The organism is Amycolatopsis tolypomycina (assembly GCF_900105945.1).
Lineage (GTDB): Bacteria > Actinomycetota > Actinomycetes > Mycobacteriales > Pseudonocardiaceae > Amycolatopsis > Amycolatopsis tolypomycina.
On record NZ_FNSO01000004.1, the window covers coordinates 4,117,278 to 4,137,628 of the forward strand.

Annotated in this window: 20 protein-coding genes; 9 read left to right on the forward strand and 11 right to left on the reverse strand. The window is 72.5% G+C overall.

All coding sequences use genetic code 11. The features are described from left to right. Window positions 1-51: 51 nt before the first annotated feature. Window positions 52-1,374 (forward strand): M14 family zinc carboxypeptidase, encoded by a 1,323-nt coding sequence (locus tag BLW76_RS28855; RefSeq protein WP_091313152.1) that lies wholly within the window; start codon window positions 52-54, stop codon window positions 1,372-1,374. A gap of 1 nt (window position 1,375) precedes the next feature. Here BLW76_RS28855 and BLW76_RS28860 read toward each other — a convergent pair whose 3' ends face one another. From BLW76_RS28860 to BLW76_RS28870, 3 genes are all read right to left on the reverse strand, one after another. Continuing rightward, entirely contained in the window at window positions 1,376-2,407 is a 1,032-nt protein-coding gene (locus BLW76_RS28860; RefSeq protein ID WP_091313154.1) for a class I SAM-dependent methyltransferase, read from the reverse strand. 61 nt (window positions 2,408-2,468) lie between these two features. Further along, window positions 2,469-3,266: a PadR family transcriptional regulator gene (locus BLW76_RS28865; RefSeq protein WP_091313156.1), complete on the reverse strand. Its 798-nt coding sequence runs from the start codon at window positions 3,264-3,266 to the stop codon at window positions 2,469-2,471. Between the two features lie 68 nt (window positions 3,267-3,334). After that, window positions 3,335-4,219: an SDR family oxidoreductase gene (locus tag BLW76_RS28870; RefSeq protein WP_091313159.1), complete on the reverse strand. Its 885-nt coding sequence runs from the start codon at window positions 4,217-4,219 to the stop codon at window positions 3,335-3,337. Window positions 4,220-4,341: 122 nt separating this feature from the next. On the opposite strand from BLW76_RS28870, the gene BLW76_RS28875 reads away from it, so the two are divergent. Then, window positions 4,342-5,238, forward strand: coding sequence for a LysR family transcriptional regulator (locus tag BLW76_RS28875; protein WP_091313160.1), 897 nt, complete (start codon window positions 4,342-4,344; stop codon window positions 5,236-5,238). Here the strand turns inward: BLW76_RS28875 and BLW76_RS28880 are convergent. After that, window positions 5,235-6,134 (reverse strand): LysR family transcriptional regulator, encoded by a 900-nt coding sequence (locus tag BLW76_RS28880; protein WP_091313163.1) that lies wholly within the window; start codon window positions 6,132-6,134, stop codon window positions 5,235-5,237. The two genes, BLW76_RS28875 and BLW76_RS28880, sit on opposite strands and share 4 nt — an antisense overlap. 70 nt (window positions 6,135-6,204) lie before the next feature. On the opposite strand from BLW76_RS28880, the gene BLW76_RS28885 reads away from it, so the two are divergent. Beyond that, window positions 6,205-7,173, forward strand: coding sequence for a YeiH family protein (locus BLW76_RS28885; protein ID WP_091313164.1), 969 nt, complete (start codon window positions 6,205-6,207; stop codon window positions 7,171-7,173). A 113-nt stretch (window positions 7,174-7,286) separates the two neighbouring features. Continuing rightward, complete coding sequence (locus BLW76_RS28890) at window positions 7,287-8,792, forward strand: sialidase family protein (RefSeq protein ID WP_091313167.1); 1,506 nt, start codon at window positions 7,287-7,289, stop codon at window positions 8,790-8,792. A gap of 98 nt (window positions 8,793-8,890) precedes the next feature. Here BLW76_RS28890 and BLW76_RS28895 read toward each other — a convergent pair whose 3' ends face one another. Then, on the reverse strand, window positions 8,891-9,499 hold the full coding sequence (locus BLW76_RS28895) for an MmpS family transport accessory protein (RefSeq protein ID WP_091313169.1): 609 nt from the start codon (window positions 9,497-9,499) through the stop codon (window positions 8,891-8,893). Between the two features lie 168 nt (window positions 9,500-9,667). On the opposite strand from BLW76_RS28895, the gene BLW76_RS28900 reads away from it, so the two are divergent. Further along, complete coding sequence (locus BLW76_RS28900) at window positions 9,668-10,867, forward strand: sensor histidine kinase (protein ID WP_208613404.1); 1,200 nt, start codon at window positions 9,668-9,670, stop codon at window positions 10,865-10,867. Between the two features lie 9 nt (window positions 10,868-10,876). Further along, window positions 10,877-11,536, forward strand: a complete 660-nt coding sequence (locus BLW76_RS28905) for a response regulator transcription factor (protein WP_091313171.1) — start codon at window positions 10,877-10,879, stop codon at window positions 11,534-11,536. A gap of 1 nt (window position 11,537) precedes the next feature. Here BLW76_RS28905 and BLW76_RS28910 read toward each other — a convergent pair whose 3' ends face one another. From BLW76_RS28910 to BLW76_RS28920, 3 genes are all read right to left on the reverse strand, one after another. Then, a complete protein-coding gene (locus BLW76_RS28910; protein WP_208613405.1) occupies window positions 11,538-12,839 on the reverse strand; it encodes an MFS transporter in 1,302 nt (433 codons plus the stop codon). 51 nt (window positions 12,840-12,890) lie between these two features. Beyond that, window positions 12,891-13,397 (reverse strand): flavodoxin domain-containing protein, encoded by a 507-nt coding sequence (locus tag BLW76_RS28915; protein ID WP_091313175.1) that lies wholly within the window; start codon window positions 13,395-13,397, stop codon window positions 12,891-12,893. A gap of 103 nt (window positions 13,398-13,500) precedes the next feature. Next, the gene (locus tag BLW76_RS28920; RefSeq protein ID WP_091313177.1) at window positions 13,501-14,634 is read right to left on the reverse strand and encodes a nitric oxide synthase oxygenase; all 1,134 of its coding nucleotides are present in this window, start codon (window positions 14,632-14,634) and stop codon (window positions 13,501-13,503) included. A gap of 452 nt (window positions 14,635-15,086) precedes the next feature. Here BLW76_RS28920 and BLW76_RS28925 point away from each other — a divergent pair, with 452 nt between their 5' ends. Then, entirely contained in the window at window positions 15,087-16,112 is a 1,026-nt protein-coding gene (locus BLW76_RS28925; protein WP_091313179.1) for a CobW family GTP-binding protein, read from the forward strand. Window positions 16,113-16,179: 67 nt separating this feature from the next. Then, window positions 16,180-16,434, forward strand: coding sequence for a hypothetical protein (locus tag BLW76_RS28930; RefSeq protein WP_091313182.1), 255 nt, complete (start codon window positions 16,180-16,182; stop codon window positions 16,432-16,434). 10 nt (window positions 16,435-16,444) lie between these two features. On the opposite strand, the gene BLW76_RS28935 is transcribed toward BLW76_RS28930, so the two are convergent. Continuing rightward, window positions 16,445-17,008 (reverse strand): TetR/AcrR family transcriptional regulator, encoded by a 564-nt coding sequence (locus BLW76_RS28935; protein WP_091313184.1) that lies wholly within the window; start codon window positions 17,006-17,008, stop codon window positions 16,445-16,447. Between the two features lie 91 nt (window positions 17,009-17,099). On the opposite strand from BLW76_RS28935, the gene BLW76_RS28940 reads away from it, so the two are divergent. Continuing rightward, entirely contained in the window at window positions 17,100-18,227 is a 1,128-nt protein-coding gene (locus BLW76_RS28940) for a YbfB/YjiJ family MFS transporter (protein WP_091313186.1), read from the forward strand. Here the strand turns inward: BLW76_RS28940 and ligD are convergent, their stop codons facing one another. After that, window positions 18,228-19,232 (reverse strand): non-homologous end-joining DNA ligase, encoded by a 1,005-nt coding sequence (gene ligD / locus BLW76_RS28945; RefSeq protein WP_091313189.1) that lies wholly within the window; start codon window positions 19,230-19,232, stop codon window positions 18,228-18,230. It abuts the gene before it with no gap. Further along, window positions 19,229-20,308, reverse strand: a complete 1,080-nt coding sequence (locus BLW76_RS28950) for an ATP-dependent DNA ligase (protein WP_208613406.1) — start codon at window positions 20,306-20,308, stop codon at window positions 19,229-19,231. The genes ligD and BLW76_RS28950 overlap by 4 nt, the downstream gene beginning before the upstream one ends. Window positions 20,309-20,351: the final 43 nt, after the last annotated feature.

Sequence of the window (20,351 nt, forward strand, 5' to 3'; positions counted from 1 at the left end):
GACCACGGGTTCCGACCGGACTCCATCCGTGCGGCGTGAGGAGATCCCCCGATGGCGTCAAGGTCCCTGTCCCGGCTCGCCCTTGCGGCGTCCGGGATCCTGCTCACCTCCCTGATCGGCGGCACGGCCACGGCGCAGGCGGCCGACACGCCCGTGTTCTGGCGCGTCCCGGCCACCGCCGCCCAGGCGCAGGCGCTGACCGAAGCCGGGTTCGACGTCGAAGAGGGGGACGACGCCGTCAGCGTCAACGTCGTCGGCGGGCGGGCCGTCGCCGCGAAGCTGCGGGCGCTCGGCTACCGGCCCTCCTTCTTCGACACCGTCTACAAGGCACTGCCCGCCGAGACGAACAAGCTCGCGGCCGACACCTACTACGGCGGTTACCGGACCGTCACCGCGCACGAGAACCACCTCTCGCAGGTCGCCTCGGCGCACCCCGACCTGGCCACGAAGTACACGATCGGCCAGTCGTGGAAGAAGACGAAGGGCCAGGGCGGGCACGACATCCAGGCCATCTGCCTGACGAAGAAGCAGACCGGCGACTGCACGCTCTCGACGACGTCGAAGAAGCCGAAGTTCCTCCTGATGGGCCAGATCCACGCGCGCGAGCTGTCGACCGGCGAGCTCGCCTGGCGCTGGATCGACTACCTCGCCGACGGCTACGCCACCGACGCCACCGCGAAGTCCATTCTGGACACCACCGAGGTGTGGGTCGTGCCGATCGCCAACCCCGACGGCGTCGACATCGTCGCCTCCGGCGGGAACTCGCCGAAGCTGCAGCGCAAGAACGCGAACAACTCCCGCGGCAGCTGCACCGGCACGAGCATCGGCGTCGACCTCAACCGCAACTCGACGTTCAAGTGGGGCGGCGACTCCAACTCGGCCTGCTCCGAGACCTACCAGGGCGTGAGCGCGGGGTCCGAACCCGAGGTGCAGGCGCTGGAGAAGCTGGCCCGCGCGATCTTCCCGGACCAGCGCGGCACGGGCAACAACGACCCGGCGCCGTCGACCGCCACGGGCACGATGATCACGCTGCACAGCTACGGCAACGACATCATCATCCCGTGGGGCTTCACCCAGGCCACCTCGCCGAACGACGCGCAGTACCGCAAGTACGGCGCGAAGATGGCCGCGTCGAACGGCTACCTCGTCGGCACGAACGAGGAGACCGTCGGCTACGACACCACCGGCACGACGGACGACTTCACCTACGGCGAACTCGGCGTCGCGAGCGTGACGTTCGAGGTGGGCAGCTCGAGCGGCACCTGCGGCGGTTTCCTGCCGCGCTACACCTGCGTCGACAGCACGTTCTGGCCGAAGAACAAGGGCGCGTTCGTCACCGCCGCCAAGGCCGCGGCGGCACCGTACCAGCAGTGACTCAGGGCCGGCAGACGTAGATGCAGTTCTGCGGACGCGGGGATCCGAGCACGTCGACGTGCCGGAACCCCGCGTCCGCGAGCATTTCCGACGCCTTTTCGGTGCCCCACACGGCCCCCAGCGCGGCGCCGCCTTCGGCCAGCGACGTCGTCGTGCAGTACATCAGGCTGATCGAGTAGGTCAGGGCCGCCAGCGGGTTGCCCACGTTCTGCTCGAGGTGGCTGGAGAAGTTGGTGTCCACCATGAAGAACAGCCCGTCCGCGGCGAGCGCGTCGTGGATCCGCCGCAGCACGATGTCCGGGCGGTCCTGGTCGTGGATCGCGTCGAAGGCGGTGATGACGTCGTAGGGCGGATCGGCGGCCAGTTCGGCGGCGTCCCCGACGACGAAGCCGGTGTTGGGCAGGCGGTGTTCGTTCGCCTGCGCGACGACGTTCGCGTTGATGTCCAGGCCGGTGAAGTGCGAGGCGGGAAAGGCACGGGCGGCCACGGCGATGGCGTTCCCGGTGCCGCAGCCGAGGTCGAGCACGCGCGCACCGGCGGTCAGGCGTTCCTTCAGGCCGGGGACGGCGCCGAAGAAGCCGTCGACGAGGTGCTCGCGGTAGATGTGCTTCCAGCTGTCACCGGTCTTCGCGCCGAGCGTTTCGAGGTAGGGGCCGTAGGCCGACCGCGGGACGCCCCCGCCTTCGGCGAACGCGCGTTCCAGGTCGGGCAGGATGCCGGTGAAGGCGGACAGGGTCAGCAGTGACGGCATGAGGTTCGCGGCGGTTTCGCCGAGCAGGAACTTGGCGTGCTCGGGCGGGAAGGTGTAGTCGCGGCCGTCGTAGGTGAAGATGCCGCCGGTGACCATGGCACCGAGCCATTCGCGGACGTAGCGTTCGTGCAGCCCGGCGCGTTCGGCGAGGCCGGCACTGGTGGCGGGCCCGCGCGCGGCCGCGGCGAGGAGACCGGTGCGGTGCCCGACGCCGAGGAGCATGGTGAGGGCGCTGCCGGTCATGGTGGCGGTCAGGTGCGCGGCGAAGTCCTTCTCCTCCATGGCAGGGAGCCTACCCGCCGGCCGGATCGTCCGATGTGGACGATCCGGCCGGCGGAACCGGTCAGGCGTCCTCGTCTTCCAGCCCGGCGTCGGCCAGGACCGCATAGACCCGGCGGCGTGCGTCCGCGAGGATCTTCTTCACCTCCGCGACCTGGGCGTCGTTGCCGCTGTAGCCCACCTGGGCGGCCGCTCCCGACAGCTCGCCCAGCGCGTGCCACAGGGCCGCGAAGCGGTCGGCGCCCGGCTCCTCCTCCGGCTCCTCCCACAGGGCCGCGAACTCCTCCTCGCGGCCCGCCACGTGCTCACGTCCGGCGTCGGTCAGCTCCGCCACCCGGCGCCCGGCCGTCTCGACCGTGTGGACCAGGCCTTCGTCCTCCAGCTGCTGCAGGATCGGGTACACCGAGCCCGGGCTCGGCCGCCAGCGGTCGTGCGTGCGGCGGCGGATCTCCTGCATCAGCTGGTAGCCGTGCATCGGCTCCTCGGCCAGCAACGCCAGCACCGCCGGCCGCACCGGGCGGGCCGGCGGGCGGCCGCCACCGCGGAACTCGCGCACCCGCTGGAACGCGCCGCCGCCGCCGAACCAGCCGCCCGGGCCGCCGAACGACCCCGGGCCGCCCGGGAAGCCGGGAAAACCCGGCCCACCCGGGGGCTGGGGTGGGTGCGGCGGGTGAGGTGGCGGCGGCGGGAAGCCGCGCGCCAGCTCCGGGCCGCCGTCCCAGTCCTCCCGGCCCGGCACGCCGTGTTCCGCACCGAAGTGCCCGCCGTGCTCCGGCCCGAAGTGCCCGAACCCGGCGTGCCCCGGGCGCCCGTGTCCCCCGAACCCGGCGAAGATCCGGTCCGCTCCCGCACTCTTCTCCATGACAACCTCCCAATCGTATCGGCGACACTCCCACGATATATCGCCGCTCGATCGGCTGCAAGGAGACCTCACCCGAAGTAGTGCCCGGCCGCCAGGTCCGCCACCAGCCCCGGCCCCTCGGGCGTCCAGCCCAGCAGCTTCTGCGTCAGCACACCCGACGCCGGCGCGTCCGGCCCCGCGAAGTGCGCGAGCCACCCGAAGTGCCCCGGGACGTCGGACACCGACCGCACCGGAACACCGAGCCGCTCCCCGATCACCTCGGCGATCACCTTCAGCGGCACTCCCTCGTCCCCGACCGCGTGCAGCCGCACGCCCGCCGGCGCCGCCTCGACGGCCAGCCGGTACAGGCGCGCCGCGTCGAACCGGTGGACCGCCGCCCAGCGCCCGCCGCCGTCGCCCGGGTACGCCGACACGCCCGTCGAGCGCGCGAGCCGGATCAACGCCGGCACGAACCCGTGGCCGTCGCCCTCGCCGTGCACCGAGTGCGGCAGCCGCAACACCGACGCGCGGACGCCCCGCTCGGCCAGCGCCAAGGCCGCCGTCTCCGACGCCGCACGCGGGAACGCCGGGTCGGCCGCGTCCTCCTCGGTGGCCAGCCGGCCCGGGGCCACCGGACCCGTCGCGGCCGTGATGATCAGGGCCTTCCCTGATCCTTCGAGCGCTTCGCCGAACGCGCCGATCGCCGCGCGGTCGGTCGCCGCCGCGGCCGTCAGATCGGCGAAGTCGTCGTGGACGTAGGCGGTGTGGACGACCGCGTCCGCTTCGGCCGCCGCCGCGCGAAGGCCGTCCAGGTCGGCCAGTGTCCCGCGCCGGACCTCGGCGCCGGTGGCCGCGAGCGCCGCGGCCTTGTCTTCCGACCGGGCGAGACCGAGGACCTCGTGCCCCGCGTCCCGCAGTTCCCGGACGACGGCGCTCCCGACGAACCCCGTCGCACCGGTGACGAACACCCGCATTTTCGTACTCCTCGTGGCTGGCTGACAGTGGTTCCATCGTTGGGCCGCCCCACCGCCGCCGTCCAAAGCCTGGTTCTCATCGGGCGATACGGTTCAGGCATCACCGCAGGTAAACTGCGGTCATGGCGGACCTGGACCTGCGGCTGGTGCGGTACTTCACGGCCGTCGCCGAGCATCGGCACTTCGGGCGGGCGGCGGCCGCGCTGCACACCACGCAGCCGTCGCTGAGCCGGCAGATCCGCCGGCTCGAAAGCCGGCTCGGCGCGCGCCTGCTCGACCGCACACCGCAGGGCACGCGGCTGACCGAAGCGGGCGAAGTGTTCCTGCTCCACGCCAAGGAACTGCTGCAGTCGGCCGAACAGGCGGCGGCGAGCACGCGCGCGGCCGCCACCCCGAGCCGCGTCACGATCGGCTACCGCACCAACCTGTTCGTCACGCCGGCGGTGCGCGAGCTGCGCCGCCGCCACCCGGAAGCCGAGGTGGTGACCCGCCACCTCGGCTGGACCGAAACCCGGGCGGCGCTGCTGGAGCACCGGGTCGACGTCGCGGTCACGCGGCTGCCGCTGCAGGACGGCGGGTTGCGCGTCATCCCGCTCTACGCCGAAGACCGGGTGCTGCTGGTGTCCGCCGACCACCGGCTGGCCGGGCGGGCGTCGGCCACCCTCGCCGACATCGCCGACGAGCCGCTCCCCCGCCTCGACGACCCGGAGTGGAACGCCTTCTGGCGCGTCGACCCGCGCCCGGACGGCCGCCCCGCGCCGGACGGCCCGCTGGTCAGCGAGTTCGAGGAGAAGTTCGAGCTGATCGCCGCGGGCCAGCTGGCGGCGATCGTCCCGGCCGGGGTGCGGTTCAGCCGCCTCCGGCCCGACGTGACGATCGTCCCGCTGGCGGACGTCGAGCCGTGCCAGGTGGTGCTGGCCACCCGCGCGGGCGAGGGCAACGCCCTCCTGGCCTCCGCGTGCCGGACGCTGGAGGCGCACCTGACCAGCCCGGAAGCGGCCGGGCTCAAGGCACGCTAGGAGCCGGACTTCACCGCCAGCGTCAGCAGTTCCGCCGCCGGGCCCGTCAGGCGACGGCCCGCCGGCCACACCGCGCGCAGCACCCGGCCCAGCTCGACGTCCGCCACCGTGACCGGCACCAGCCGGCGGCCCGCCACCTCGCGGACCACGTCGAGGTCGCTGATCACCGCCGGGCCGGCGCCGGCGATCACCGCGTTGCGCACCGCCGACGCCGAACCCAGCTCCAGCAACGGTTTCACCGGCCCGACGCCGGCCCGGCGCAGCGCCGCCTCGACCGTCTCCCGGGTGCCCGAACCCGGTTCGCGCACGACCAGCGGGGTCGCGGCCAGCTCCCCGGCCGTCAGCGGACGGCGCCGCCGGGCCCAGGCGTGCCCGGCCGGGACCACCACGACGAGCCGGTCGGCGGCGACGCGGCGCGTGGCCAGCCCCGGCCACGGCCCCGGCGACTCGACGAACCCCAGGTCGACCCGGCCGCGCGCGACCAGGTCGGCGACCTGCTCGGAGTTCACCACCTCGAGCCCGACGTAGGTGTCCGGCCCGGTCCGCTTGACCTCGCCGATCCAGGCCGGGACGAAGTGCTCGGCGAGCGTCATGCTCGCCGCCACCCGCAGTTGCGCGCCGCGCTGGGTGCGCAGGGCCTCCGCGCCGGTGCGCAGTCCGTCCACTTCGGTCAGGACGCGGTGGGCCCAGCCCGCGATCACCCGGCCGTCCGGCGTCAGGGCCGAGCCGCGCCGGGTCCGGTCCACCAGGGACAGCCCCAGCTGGCGTTCCAAAGTGGACAGCCGTTTGCTGGCCGACGGCTGGGCGATGCCGAGCGCCCCGGCCGCCTGGCCGATGCTGCCGAGGTCGTCGACGAGCACCAGCAGGCGCAGCGAGTCCAGATCCGGTCCGGTCATAGCCCCAGTCTATGACCTCCCCGCGAACCGGCGGCTACCGCGAAGACGACGGCGCGGCGACCCTGGAAGCATGGCACTCACGACGGCGAAGACCTCCGGCCTGGCGATCACCGGGCTCGGCGTCGCCGCGGCGTACGCGGTCAGCTCGGTGTGGCCGGTGGCCGGCGCGCTCACCGTCGCCGTCGTGCTGGGTGTCGCCGTCGGCAGCACGCCCGTGCTGACCGGCGAGCACCGCCAGGCCGTCGCCCGCCTCACGAAACGCCTGCTGCGCGCCGGTGTCGTCCTGCTCGGGCTCCAGCTCGCCGTCCCCACCGTGCTCGCGCTCGGCCCCGGCACCCTCGCCGCGGTCGTGCTGACCGTCGCGGTCACCTTCCTCGGCACGCTCGGCCTCGCCCGGCTGGTCCGGGTGCCGCGCGCGCTCGCGCTGCTGGTCGCCACCGGCTTCTCGATCTGCGGCGCCTCGGCCATCGCCGCCGTGGAGGGCGTGATCGAGCGGGACGACGAAGACGTCGCCACCGCCGTCGCGCTCGTCACCTGCTACGGCAGCATCACGTTGGCCGCGCTTCCCCTGCTAGCCCGTGCGCTCGGCCTCGACGCCGTCCGGACCGGCAGCTGGGCCGGGATCTCGGTGCACGAGGTCGCCCAGGTCGTCGCGGCGGCCGGGCCCGCCGGCGCCGCCGCGGTCGGGATCGCGGTCGTGGTGAAGCTGAGCCGGGTCGTCCTGCTCGCCCCGGTGGTCGCGCTCGTCGGCGCCACCCGACGCGGGCGCGGCGAGGGGCGGGCTCCGCTCGTCCCCCTGTTCGTCCTCGGCTTCCTCGCGATGGTCGCCGTCCGCAGCACCGGCCTGGTCCCGGCGTTCGCGCTCGACGTCGCGAAGACGACGTCGACACTCCTGCTCGCGGGGGCATTGTTCGGCCTCGGCTGCGCCGTCCGGCTCGGCACGCTGCTGCGCGGCGGCGGCCGGGCCCTGCTCCTGGGTCTCCTGTCCACGCTTCTGGTGCTGGCGACCGGGTTCGGGACGCTGGCCGCGTTCACCTGAATTCTCCCCGGCGTTCACGTATAGTTCGTTATACGCGAAGTTGTACGGCTCTTGTACGGATCGTGTCGACGCTGCTGCCGAGACGAAGAACGATTCCGTAGGGAGCTCGAACCGTGAAGATCACTCGACTCGCGCAGGGCCTGCTGGCCGGGCTGCTGGGGTGCGCCGCCCTCGCCGTCCCGGCGGCTGTCGGCGCCGCGACCGCCCAGGCCGACGTGGCCAGCACGCTCGTGTTCAACAAAAACACCGAAGGCCACGACTGTTACCGCATCCCGACCGTCGTCAAGGCGAACAACGGCGACCTGCTCGCCTTCGCCGAGGGCCGCAACGGCGGCGCCAGCTTCTGCAACGACCTCGGCAAGATCGACCTCGTGATGAAGCGCTCGACCGACGGCGGCAAGACGTGGGGCGCCCTGCAGACCGTCATCGACGCCTTCGGCGACGTGAAGGGCAACCCGGCGCCGATCGTGATCCCGGGCAGCAACCGGATCGTGCTGCTGTCCACCATGCAGTGCTTCACCAACCCCTCCTGCGGCCGCATCCCGCGCGTGTCCATCAGCGAGGACAACGGGAAGACGTGGGCCGCGCCGAAGGTGCTGACCACCGAGCTCGGGTTCGCGAGCGCTCCGGGCTGGCTCGCGACCGGTCCGTCGCACGGGATCGTGCTGACCCGCGGCGCGCACGCCGGCCGGCTCGTCGCCGGCATGAGCTACACGATCGGCGGCAAGAACACCGGCTCGCTGGTCTACAGCGACGACAAGGGTGCCACCTGGCACCGCGGGGCGACCGACACGTCCACTTCGGACCTGATGAACCCGCAGGAGATCAGCGTCACCGAACTGCGGGACGGCCGCGTGTACGCCGCCGCGCGCAACGACGCCAATGACGACAACAAGTGCCTCGCCGACGGCACGCACAACCGCGCCTTCGCGATCAGCTCCGACGGCGGCGAGACGTTCAGCGCCAAGTTCGCCTTCGCCACGGACCTCGTCACCCCGGTCGTCGAGGGCTCGACGGCGCGGATGAGCGCGACCGACACCGGCGGCAAGTACAACCGGATCGTCTTCGCGGCCCCGTCGGTCTGCGACCGGCGCAAGGAGCTGCGGATCCACTCGTCCTTCGACGAGGGCGCCAACTGGACCGGCACCGCGGGCAGCCTGCTCGTGTGGGGCCAGGACGCGTCGTACTCCGACATGGTCCAGCTGTCGCAGTCGTCGGTCGGCGTGCTGTTCGAAGCGGGCCCGGAGTTCCACGCGAACGACACGATCCGCTTCGCCTCGGTCAGCGAAGCCGCGCTCGGCGCCCCGGCGTGCGGTGGCGGCTACAGCGTCATCGACTCCGCCCCGCTGGGCACCGGCGGCGCGGCCGGCACGGTGTACCTGTCGTACAACGCGGCCAACGGCCAGAACTGCGTCAGCACCATGAAGAACGCCTCCGCCGGGACGGCCACCGCGACCTCCGCGTACCTGGAGGTCAAGGGCGCGGCCCGGCAGACCGACTCGGGTTCGTTCTCCTGGTTCGCCGGCCCGGTCAAGGCGACCGCGGCGGACAAGTGCGTGAAGTGGGGCGGCTCGGCCGGCGGGCAGGCCTACGACAGCGAGTTCGAGCACTGCGGCTGACACGCCGGGTGGGACCCGTCCGTCCCCCGGACGGGTCCCACCCTTCTCTCCCCCTCCCCCGTGCCGCCCGGCCCCCTCGCCCGGGTGGCACGGGTGGTTCAGAAGCCGGTGCAGCTGGCGACGGCCCCGGGGCCGGACGCGGTCGCGGACTTGGCCTCCTTGCCGTCGACGATCACCTTGCAGGCGACCGAACCACCGTCCGGGCCGGCTGTCACGGTGAACTGGGCCCCGGCGAGGAACCCGGTCGCTTCGACGGTCTTGGTCCACGGCACCGCGGCGCCGGCCTCGGTGTTGACGAGGATGGTGTTGCGGTCGAAGGTGCTGTAGTCGATGTCGACGGCCTTCGCGTCGCCGCTCACCTGGTAGACGATGGTGTGGTGCGCGGTCGCCTCCTGGTTGACGTCGCTGATCGCCTTGCCGATCAGCACCGCCCACAGGGTGCAGAGAACGAGAGCGAGCAGCGAAACGACGACGCCGGCGATCGAGAGGCCCTTGTTGGTCGCCTTCCGGGAGCGGACTCTGGCCACGCCGACCGCGGCCAGGATCAGGCCCAGCACCGCCAGGGGCCAGGCGACGACACCGACCAACGGGATCGGGGCGAACACGAGCCCGATCAGGCCGAGGACGAACCCGGCCGTGCCCAGGCCGTTGCGCGGCGGCGCGGCCGGCGGGGCCGCGTGCTGCTGGATCGGGGTGTAGTCGGTCATCGGGGTTTCCTTTCGGCTGGCTTGACGACGAGAAGGAAACCAGCGGCGCGGTCCCGCCCGCGTCGTCCGCAGGACTCGACCCGTTACGACGAAAGTCGTCACCGGCCGGGCGGTGGACGAGCGGATCGGCTGATGGGGACGCGGTGATCACCTCGTAGGCTGACCCCCATGGGACGGTCCGTGCTGAGTGTGGTGTGCACCGTGCTGGCAGTCGCCGCGAGCCTGGTGACGGGCATCGTGAACGTGTCGCTGGAGCTCAGCCTGCCCGGCACCGACGAACTGCACGCGACCGTGCCGAACGTGCTCGGCTGGTTCCTCGGGGTCGGCGCGTCGATCATGCTGGTCTGGCGGTGGCGCTGGCCGCTGGTGGTGACGGGCATCGCCGTGGTGCCGCCGTTGCTGCTGGTGGCCGACTCGCTGGCCGCGTTGATCGCCCTCGCCGCGCTCGCGACCCGGTTCACCGGCTGGTGGCGCTGGGGCGCGGCGACGCTCGTGTTCGCCGCGACCGCGCTCGCGGTGTGGCGCGACGTGGGCCGGTTCACGGACTCGTCGCTGGCCGAAGCCTGGATTTCGACCGACACGACCGTCGCCAAGCTGATCGGCGTCGCCGTCACCGCGGCGATCTACACGGCGGTTCCGCTCACCCTGGGCATCGTCCGGTACAGCCTCACCGAGAAACGCCGCCTGGCCGCCGAGGAAGCGGCCCTGCGCGACCAGGTGGCGCGCCGCGAGGAGCAGGCGCGGATCGCCCGCGAGATGCACGACGTCCTCGGCCACCGGCTGTCCCTGCTTTCCCTGCAGGCCGGCGCGCTGGAGGTCACGGCGGCGACGACGCCGGACGCGGTGGAGGCGGCCAAGACGGTCCGGACCACCGCCCGGCAGTCGCTCGACGACCTGCGCCAGGTGATCGGCGTGCTGCGCACCACGGGCTTCGCCGATCGGGCGCCCGGCGGTGCCGCGGAGCCACCCCAGCCGACGCTGGCCGACATCCCCGACCTCGTCACGGGCGCGCGCCAGGCGGGTCTGCCGGTCAACGTGACGATCCTGCTCGACCAGGCGTCGGCGGCCCCGGCCCCGCTCGCCACGGCGGCGTACCGGATCCTCCAGGAGGCGCTGACCAACGTCCTGCGGCACGCACCGGGGTCGCCGGCGGAGGTGCTGGTCCGCGGCGGCCCGGGCGCGGGATTGTCGGTGGAGGTGTTCAACCCGCTGCCGGCGCACCCGGTGCCGTCACCGGGCTCGGGCACCGGGCTGACCGGCGTCAACGAGCGCGTCTCCCTGCTCGGCGGCTCGTTGTCGGCGGGCCCGGTCGACGAGCGGACGTTCGCACTGCGGGCCTGGCTGCCGTGGGTGGCACCGGCGTCCTAGCATGGGCGGGTGACCGTGCGCGTACTGCTCGTCGACGACGACCCGCTGGTCCGCACCGGCCTGTCGATGATCCTGGGCAGCACACCGGACCTGCAGGTGGTGGCCGAAGCGGGCGACGGCGACGAGGCGGTCCAGCAGGTCGCCCGTCACGCCCCGGACGTGGTGATCATGGACATCCGCATGCGCCGCATGAACGGCCTGGCGGCGACGGCGGCGGTGCTGGCCCAGCCGCGTCCGCCGAAGGTCCTGATCCTGACGACGTTCGATCTGGACGAGTACGTGTTCGAGGCCCTGGCGGCCGGAGCGAGCGGCTTCCTGCTGAAGGAGGGCTCCCCCCAGGAGATCATCGACGGCGTCCGAGTGGTGGCCAACGGCGACGCGATGCTGTCACCACGGACGACGAAGCAGCTGATCGGCCAGTTCGTGGCCGCGCGGGCCAATCCGCGGCGGTCGCGGGCCCAGGCGAAGCTGGAGCTGCTGAGCGCGCGGGAACGGGAGATCGTGACGGCGGTGGCGCAGGGCAAGCCGAACGCGGAGATCGCGGCGGAGCTGTTTCTCAGCGAGGCGACGGTGAAGACGCACATCACGCGGACGTTCGCGAAGCTCGACGTTTCGAACCGGGTGCAGTTGACGATCTTCGCCTATGAAGCGGCGCTCGTGACGCCGTAGGTCACTTCGACCCCGCCGGCGCCGTGGCCACCGCCGACTCGCCGAACCTGATCCCCTCCGCCTCCTTACCGATCGCCGTCAGCACCGCCACCGCGATCAACCCCGGCACCACCGTCCACAGCAGCGCCGAGGGATACCCGTGGGACTCCGCGATGGCCTGCTGGATCGGCAGGTTCAGGGCCGCCAGGAGGTTGCCCAGCTGGTATGTCACTCCCGGGTAGAAGCCGCGGATGGCGTCCGGGGACATCTCCGTCAGGTGGGCCGGGATCACGCCCCATGCGCCCTGGACCATGATCTGCATCAGGAACGATCCCAGGGCCAGCATGCCCGCGCCGTGGTCGAACGCGAAGATCGGGATCACCGGGAGCCCCAGCACCGCCGCCGTCACGATCGTTCGGCGGCGGCCCAGTTTCTCCGACAGCGTCCCGAATGTCAGGCCGCCGATGATGGCTCCGACGTTGTACAGCACCGCTATCCACGTGCTCGTCGCCGCGCTCAGGCCCGCGCCGCCGTTGTCGTGGGCCTTCAGGAAGCTCGGGTAGACGTCCTGGGTTCCGTGGCTCATCCAGTTGAACGCCGTCATCAGCAGGATGAGGTACCCGAAGCGGCGGATCACCTTGGGGTTCAGCAGGATGTCCTTCACCGACGTCCGCGTCACCTTCAGCTTCTCGCGTGCCGCCTCCCACACCTCCGACTCGCGGACGCGGGCGCGGATCAGCAAGCTGATCAACGCCGGGAAGATGCTCAGCACGAAGATCCAGCGCCACGGCAGGTCCAGTGCCGAGTGGAACAGCAGGTACGCCAGCGCCGCCAGCAGGTAGCCGATCGAATAGCCGACCTGCAGCAGGCCCGAGAAGAAGCCGCGGCGCTCGACCGGGATCTTCTCCATCGCCAGCGCCGCGCCCAGGCCCCACTCGCCGCCCATGCCGATGCCGTACACGAACCGCAGCACCAGCAGCACCGTGAAGTTCGGCGCGAACGCGCACAGCAGGCCGGCCACCGAATACAGCACGACGTCGGCCATCAGCGGGATCCGGCGGCCGACGCGGTCGGCCCACAGGCCGAACAGGAGCGCGCCGACCGGGCGCATCACCAGCGTCGCCGTCGTGATGAACGCCAGCTGCGTCGCCGTCGCGCCGAACGACGCGTCCTTCGCGATGTCCGCCAGGACGAAGACGACGAGAAAGTAGTCGAACGAGTCCATGCTCCAGCCGAGCAGCGCCGCGAGGAACGCGTTGCGCTGGTCCGATGTAAGCGCTTTCTTCCCGGCCGTCACGTTCGCCCCGTTCCGTCGGTTTCCCACCGGAAGACCTCAGGCCCGGTTTAGCACCCACCACCCCGGGCGGGCAAGGGATCAGTGCGCGACGCGCGTGCGGACCCGGCGGCCGACGTCCCTGGCCCACGCCTTGATGCGGTCCCAGTCGCGGAAGTCGCCCGCCCGACGGCCCGACGCCAGCAGCTTCGGGATCAGGCCGCGCACGGTCGCCGGGTCCAGCTTGCCGCCGAAGGTGGCCGTGCGCTCGGCGTCGATGCGCGCGGCCAGCAGCGCCACGTTCGCCGGCAGGCTGACCTGGTGCGTGGCCGCGCCGGGGCCGCACGGTCCGCTGTGGAACAACCACACCGGACGCTCGGCGAGCGCCCGGGCGTTGCGTTCCAGCAGCCGGACGGCTTCCGGCCGCCACCGGTGGTAGTACAGGGCACTGCCGACGACGACCGCGGCGTAGTGCTCGACGCCGGCCACGTCGGCGGCGTCGCGCACGTCGACGGTCAGGCCCGCTTCACCGAGTTCGGCGGCGATGACCTCGGCGATCTGCCGGGTTCCGCCGTGACGCCCGGCGTAGGCGACGAGGACTGCGGTCATGCGTCCATTGTCGGCCCTCGCGGACCGGACTGCCCCGTGGGTTGCGCACGATCCGCCGAACGGGCGCTTCCACGCTACTCTCCGCGGTTCCCGGGGGCGGTTCTCACGGCGGCGGCAGGAACGCGGGTCGCTCGGCCGGGTCCGGTTCGTCGTAGTAGCGGTGGAAAACGGCGGTCTGCCCACCGGACAACGGCGGCACGATCCAGCTCCACTCCGCGGGGCACCGGCGCCCGGCCCGCTCCTCGCGTTCGAGGTGGGACAGGAACCGCTGCGACTCCGTGTGGTGGTCGGCCATCGTGACGCCGGCCGCGTCGAAGGAGTGCTGCACGGCCAGCGTCAGCTCCACCAGCGCCCGGTCGCGCCACAGCGTGCGCTCGGACGCGGTGTCGAGGCCCATCAGCTCGGCGATCACCGGCAGCAGGTCGTAGCGCTGCTCGTCGGCCAGGTTGCGGGCGCCGACCTCGGTGCCGAGGTACCAGCCGTTGAACGGCGCCGCCGGGTAGGTGACGCCGCCGATCTCCAGCGGCATGTTGCTGATCGCCGGCACGGCGTGCCAGCGCAGCCCCAGCCCCGCGAACCAGCGGTGGTCCGGGTGGGTCAGCGGCACTTCCAGGACGGCGTCCGGCGGCACCGTGAACAGCCGCGGCTCGCCGGGCTCGGCCTCGATCAGCAGCGGCAGGACGTCGAAGGAGCCCGGCCGCTCCGGCGGCCGCCAGCCGAGCCGGCGCACCTGCTCGGTGAACGCGGTGTACCGCGGGTCGCCGAGCACCGACCCGTCTTCGAAGCGGTACCCGGCGTAGCGGATGAGCTGCTCGTTGTGGACGCGCGGTCCCGGCCCCGCCGGGGTGTCCGGCGCGAAGACGGTGACCGTCGGCCGGATCCGCCCGCCCCGCGTCGCCTGGCGGAGGTGGGCGACGCACTCGCCGGCGATCGCGGCCGCGCCGGTGACCCGGCGGCGATCGCGGATCCGGAGGCTGCGCCAGTACAGCCTGCCGATGCAGCGCGCCGAGTTGCGCCACGCGACGCGCGCGCCGTACGCCAGCTCGGCCGGGGTGTGCCGGTAGGTGCCCGTTTCCATGATTTCCGCGCGTACCTGCGCCAGCCGGTCCTCGAACCGCTCGCCTTCTTCCGCGGCGCCTTCGGCGAACATCCGGTCCAGGAATTCCTCCGCTTCCGCGGAATTGACGCTCTGCTCCTCCGAGACGCGCTGAGGGTAGAGCGGCAGCGAGGGCGTCACCCGCTCGGGTGTAACGGTCACCGCGCTTCCCCACTCTCCGAAATCGCGATCTGCAGCCCGACGAAAAAGTCCACCGTTCCTCCGAAGGTCGCCGACGACACTGCCGGCCGGAAGCCCCCACTGCACTGGGAACTCCGGCCAGGCGGGGGAGGATACCTCACGATTCGCGACGCGTACGCCGCCACTCGTGAACGACGTCCCGACCATCCCGGAATACCGGGAAACGCCAGGTCAGCACTGAAAAAATAACTGCTACCAAGCGTTATTCGGACATGGCTCAGCGCGTTTTCCGTCAATCGATCACGTCGCGCCGCAAATCCGCAGTGATCCTTTTCCCGGCACCGGCGTGCGTCTTTTCGTGGGTATTCGCCGAACGGCCTTCACCGGGGGCCTCGGCCCGGGTACGCGCGCCCGCGTTAGAGTCGCGGTGATCGGCAGAGGAGGGACGTTTCGTGAAGGCCAGGCGGATCCCCGTGGTCCTCGTCGCCGGGTTCCTCGGCGCGGGCAAGACGACGCTGCTCAACCACCTGCTCGCCAACCGCGAGGGCGCCCGGGTCGGCGTCGTCGTCAACGACTTCGGCCAGGTGAACGTCGACGCGCTCGCCGTCGCCGGCCAGGTCGACACGATGGTCTCCCTCGGCAACGGCTGCCTCTGCTGCGCGGTCGACGCGAGCGGGCTCGACGCCATGCTCGCGAAGCTGTCCAGTGCGGAGGCGGGCATCGACGTCATCGTCGTCGAAGCCAGCGGCATCGCCGAGCCCCGCGACCTCATCCGGCTGATGATCGCCAGCGAAAACCCGGACATCCGCTACGGCGGGCTCGCCGAGGTCGTCGACGCGGCGGAGTTCGAGGCCGCGCGCGAGCGCCACCCGGAACTGGCCGACCACCTGCGGCTGGCCGACCTCGTGGTGCTGAACAAGGCCGACCGGGTGCCCGCCGAGGCGCTCGCGAAGCTCACCGCGACCGTCGAAGAGCTGGCGCCGGGCCGCCCGCTGCTGGTCACCGAGCACGGCCGGGTCGACCCACGGCTGTTCTTCGACCCGGAACCGCGCGGCGAGCGGGCCGGGCAGCTGTCGTTCGACGACCTGCGCGAGGACGACCACGACCACACCCACCACCTGCACGCCGAGTACCAGACGGTCACCTTCACCGCCGAGACGCCGCTGGCGCCGCGCGCCTTCGTCGAGTTCCTCGAGCGGCGGCCGGCCGGGCTCTACCGGATGAAGGGCCAGGCCGACTTCGGCCCCACCGGCGCGAAAGCGCGCTTCCACCTGCACACCGTCGGCGGGTTCGTGCAGCTGGAGCGGTCAGCCTGGCCGCCGCGCGAGCCGCGGCGGACCGAACTGGTGCTGATCGGCGCCGGCATCGACACCGAGGCCGTGCTCGCCGACCTGGGCCGCTGCCTGGCCGACGACCCGGACACGGTGGACGAGCGCGGCCTGCTGCACGTCCTGCGCTACCTGCCCGACGAGGCCTGACGCGCCGCCACGCCGAAGATCGGCAAATGCCGTCCCGGCCGGGCGGGCGCGACGGACACTGACCGCCATGACGACCACCGCGGTGAGCGCACCACGCTGGTACCTGGTCGGCGTGCTGCCCGAAGACGTCCCCCTGGCCCACCTGATGACCCGCTCCGGCGACCTGCGCTACCGGCGTTCGGCCTGCGGCGAGCGGGAGTCCCGCAGCTGGAAGCTGCTCGACCCGGCCACGTCCGAGGTGACGCCGTGCCCGGCGTGCCTCGCGACGCTCTCCGGCGTCGGCGAGGACCGGGGCCAGCTCGCCCTCGACCTGGGAGTCTAGGCGGTCAGGTCTAGGCGGTCAGGGTCGCCGCGAGCCGCTTCGCCGTGTCGAACGGCTGCGAGCTCTGGGCGACCACGGCCGTGACCGCGGCCCCCTCCAGCAGGAGCATCAGCTCGTCGGCGAGCGCGTCCGCGCGCTCGGGTGCCCCGCCGCGCCGGAGCTGCGCCCGCAGGTAGCCGTGCAGTGCGGTCTTGTGGTGCCGGACGACTTCGCGGACGGGGTCGGCCGGGTCGGGGAACTCCGAGGTCGCGTTCAGGAAGGCGCAGCCGCGGTAGCCGTCGCGCGAAAGCCAGGCTTCGTAGGCGTCGAACACCGCCAGCACCCGCGCCCGCGGATCGGCGTGGGCAGCGGTGATCCGGTCGATCTCCGCCTGCCAGCGCCGGTCGCGCTCCCGCAGGTACGCGACGACGAGCCCGCTCTTGGACCCGAAGTTGCCATAGAGCGCCGCCTTCGTCACCCCGGCTTCGGCCGCCACCGTGTCGACGCCCACGGCGTGGATGCCGTCGCGGTAGAACAACGCCGACGCGGCCTCGAGCACCTTCGCGCCCGCGGCACCGGGACGGGTCCGGACCACGACACCTCCGAACAGATCAGTATGGCCAGCCACCTGTAGTGATCATAGCATCGCTTGACATCAGACAGACCTGTCTGTTTGGTGGATGGTGATGGTGACTCGCACGAAGACGGAGAGCTGGGCGTCCACGGCGGCGCTCGGCGCGGTCGTGATCGCCCTCTGCTACGGGTTCGCGCGCTACGCGTACGGGCCGTTCGTGCCGCGGTTCAGCGAGACGTTCGGGCTGACCGCGGTCGGCGCCGGCGTGCTCGGCGGCCTGTCCACCGCGGGGTACGGCCTCGGGCTGCTGCTCGCCCCGCGGACGTCCGCGCGGTCGGCGCGCGGGACCGTGCTGCTGGCCGCGGCCTCGGCGACGCTCGGTCTCGGGCTGATGGCACTGGCCCCGCACGTCGTGGTGTTCGGTGCCGGGATCACCGTCGCGGGCGCCGGCGCGGGGCTCGTCTCGCCGGGTGTGGCGCAGCTGATCAGCGAGACGGTCGGGGCGCGCACCCGCGACCGGGCGCAGACCTGGGCCAACACCGGGACCGGCCTCGGGCTGGCCGCGTCGGCGTTCACTCCCCTGCTGGCCCTCGGCTGGCCGGTGATCTGGTCGGCATTCGCCGCCCTCGGCGTGCTGGTGACGCTGGTCGTGTGGCGGCAGGTGCCCCGAGCACCCGGCGTCCCCGCCACCTCCGGGCCCGTCCGCGGGGTGGTTCCGCTCCTGGTCAACTCCGTCCTCATCGGCGTGACGAGCGCGCCGTACTGGACGTTCTCCCCGTCCCGGCTCGCCGAAACCGGGATGAGCCCGGTGGCGGCGACCTGGTGCTGGGCCGCGATCGGCGTGGCCGGGTTGCTCGGCGGCCTGGCCGGCCGCGCGGCCGGGCAGGCGGGTCTCCGGACCGTCAACCTGGCGACGTGGACCCTCGCGGCCGCGGGGATCGCGCTGCTCGCGCTGCCGCGGCCGGGTGTGCCCCTCGCCCTGCTTTCCGGCGCGCTGTTCGGCGTCACCTACATGGCGCTGACCGGGCTGTGCATCCTGTGGGCGGCCCGTCTCTTCCCCGACCGGCCCGCCCGCGGCATCACGTGGTCGTTCGCCGGGCTCGGCGTCGGCCAGACCGTGGCCTCGCTGCTGACCGGCGCGGCCGCCGCCGGGATCGGGTCGGCGGCGGTGTTCGGGCTGGCCGCGCTGGTGGCCCTCACGGCGTGGGCCCAGCTCCACCCCCGCCTCGGCCCGCCCTGATCACGTCTTCTTCGCGCGGCTCGGCGCCACCCGGGGCGGCTCGTTGGGCATCTTCGGGTACACCGGCGGCCAGGGCGCGTCCATCAGCCCGGCCGCCATGTCCCGTTCGGACATCTCGAGCAGCGGTTCGATCGACTGCGGCCGCTCCCCCGCGCCGGCCCACGGATCGCCGCGCTCCGCGACCCGCGCGGGCACCGTGGACAGCGTCAGCTTCTCGGGCTCGACGGTGGCCAGCTCGTCCCAGCCGATCGGGGTGGACACCTGGCCGCCGACGCGCGGGCGCACGCACCAGGTGCCGAACACGGTCTTGTGCGGGGCGTTCTGGTTGAAGTCGACGAACACGCGCGAGCCGCGTTCTTCCTTCCACCACTGCGCGGTGATCTTCGCCGGGTGCCGCCGTTCGAGCGCCCGCGCCAGCGCGACGGCGGCCGCGCGGACCTGGAACCCGTCCCAGCGCGGTTCGAGCAGCACGTACAGGTGCAGCCCGCGCGAACCCGACGTCTTCAGGTGGGCCTCGATGCCGTGCTCGGCCAGGAACTCCCGGGTCAGCACCGCGGCTTCGCGCAGCTCGTCGAAGCCGACGCCGGGCGACGGGTCGAGGTCGACGCGCAGCTCGTCGGTGACCTCCGGCGTGTCGGCGAGGTAGGGCCAGACGTGGAAGCCCAGGCAGCCGAGGTTCACCGCCCAGAGGATGTGGGCCAGGTCCTTGGCCACGAGCGCGTCGCTCGTCGTGCCGTTCGGCGTCGAGACGACGGTGGTGGTCAGCCACGGCGGCGCGCCTTTCGGGACGCGCTTCTGGTACCAGTTCTTGCCGCCGGCGCCGTCCGGGTAGCGCTCCAGCAGCAGCGGACGCCCGCCGAGCCGGGCCAGCAGCGGCCCGGAGATCGCCCGGTAGTACTCGACGAGGTCGAGCTTCGTCTCGCCGCGCTCGGGGAAGTAGACCTTGTCCGGGCTGCTGATCTTGACCTCGACGCCGTCGACGTCGAGCAGCACCGCCCCGCTCATCGCGCCTCCCCGAACAGCTTCGCGAGCTCGGCGGGCGGCGCCTCGTCGAGCTGGGCGTACGTGCACGACTCCGGCGTGCGGTCGGGCCGGAACCGGACCAGCCGCCCGCCGTGCCGGAACCGGCCGCCCTGCAGGTGCTCGTAGCGGACCTCCGCCACCCACTCGGGCCTCAGCGGCTCCCAGGACAGCTCCTTCTGCGGCGCCCACCGGCTCATCGCGCCCGGCCTGCGCCCGGGCTCGGGCTCGTACTCGGCCCAGGAGCGCCACGGATGGTTCTCGAGCGCGTTTTCGCGCAGTGGCGCCAGTTCCTCGACCAGCTCGGCCCGCCGGGCCTTGGTGAAGCTGCTGGCCACGCCGACGTGGTGCAGCACGCCCTCGTCGTCGAACAGCCCGAGCAGCAGCGAGCCGACGCCGGCGCCGTCCTTGTGCCAGCGGAACCCGGTGACGACGCAGTCGGCCGTGCGCTCGTGCTTGACCTTCAGCATCACCCGCTTGTCCTGCTCGTACGGCAGGTCGCCGGGTTTGGCCATGACGCCGTCGAAACCCGCGCCCTCGAACCGGGTGAACCAGTCCTCGGCCTGCGCCGGGTCTTCGCTCAGCGGCGTCAGGTGGACGCGCTGCAGGCCCTCGGCGCTCGTGGAGAGCACGCTTTCGAGCTGCTTGCGCCGCTCCCGGAAGGGCTCCTCGGTGAGGTCGGTGTCGCCGAGGGCGAGCAGGTCGAAGGCGATGAAGCTGGCCGGCGTCTCCTCGGCGAGCTTACGGACGCGCGACGCCGCCGGGTGCAGCCGCAGTTGCAACGTCTCGAAGTCGAGCCCGGCCGGCGTGACCAGCACGATCTCGCCGTCGACGACGCAGCGCGGCGGCAGCGCGGCGGCCAGCAGCTCCACCAGCTCCGGGAAGTAGCGGGTGAGCGGGCGGTCGTTGCGGGAGCCGAGCTCGACCTCGTCGCCGTCGCGGAACACGACGCAGCGGAAGCCGTCCCACTTGGGCTCGTACAGCAGCCCCGGGGCACGAGGGACGTCGTGCACCGCTTTCGCGAGCATCGGCCGCACCGGCGGCATGACGGGCAAGTCCACGGCGCGAGCTTAAAACACGGGTACGACATTTCTTTGCGAAAGA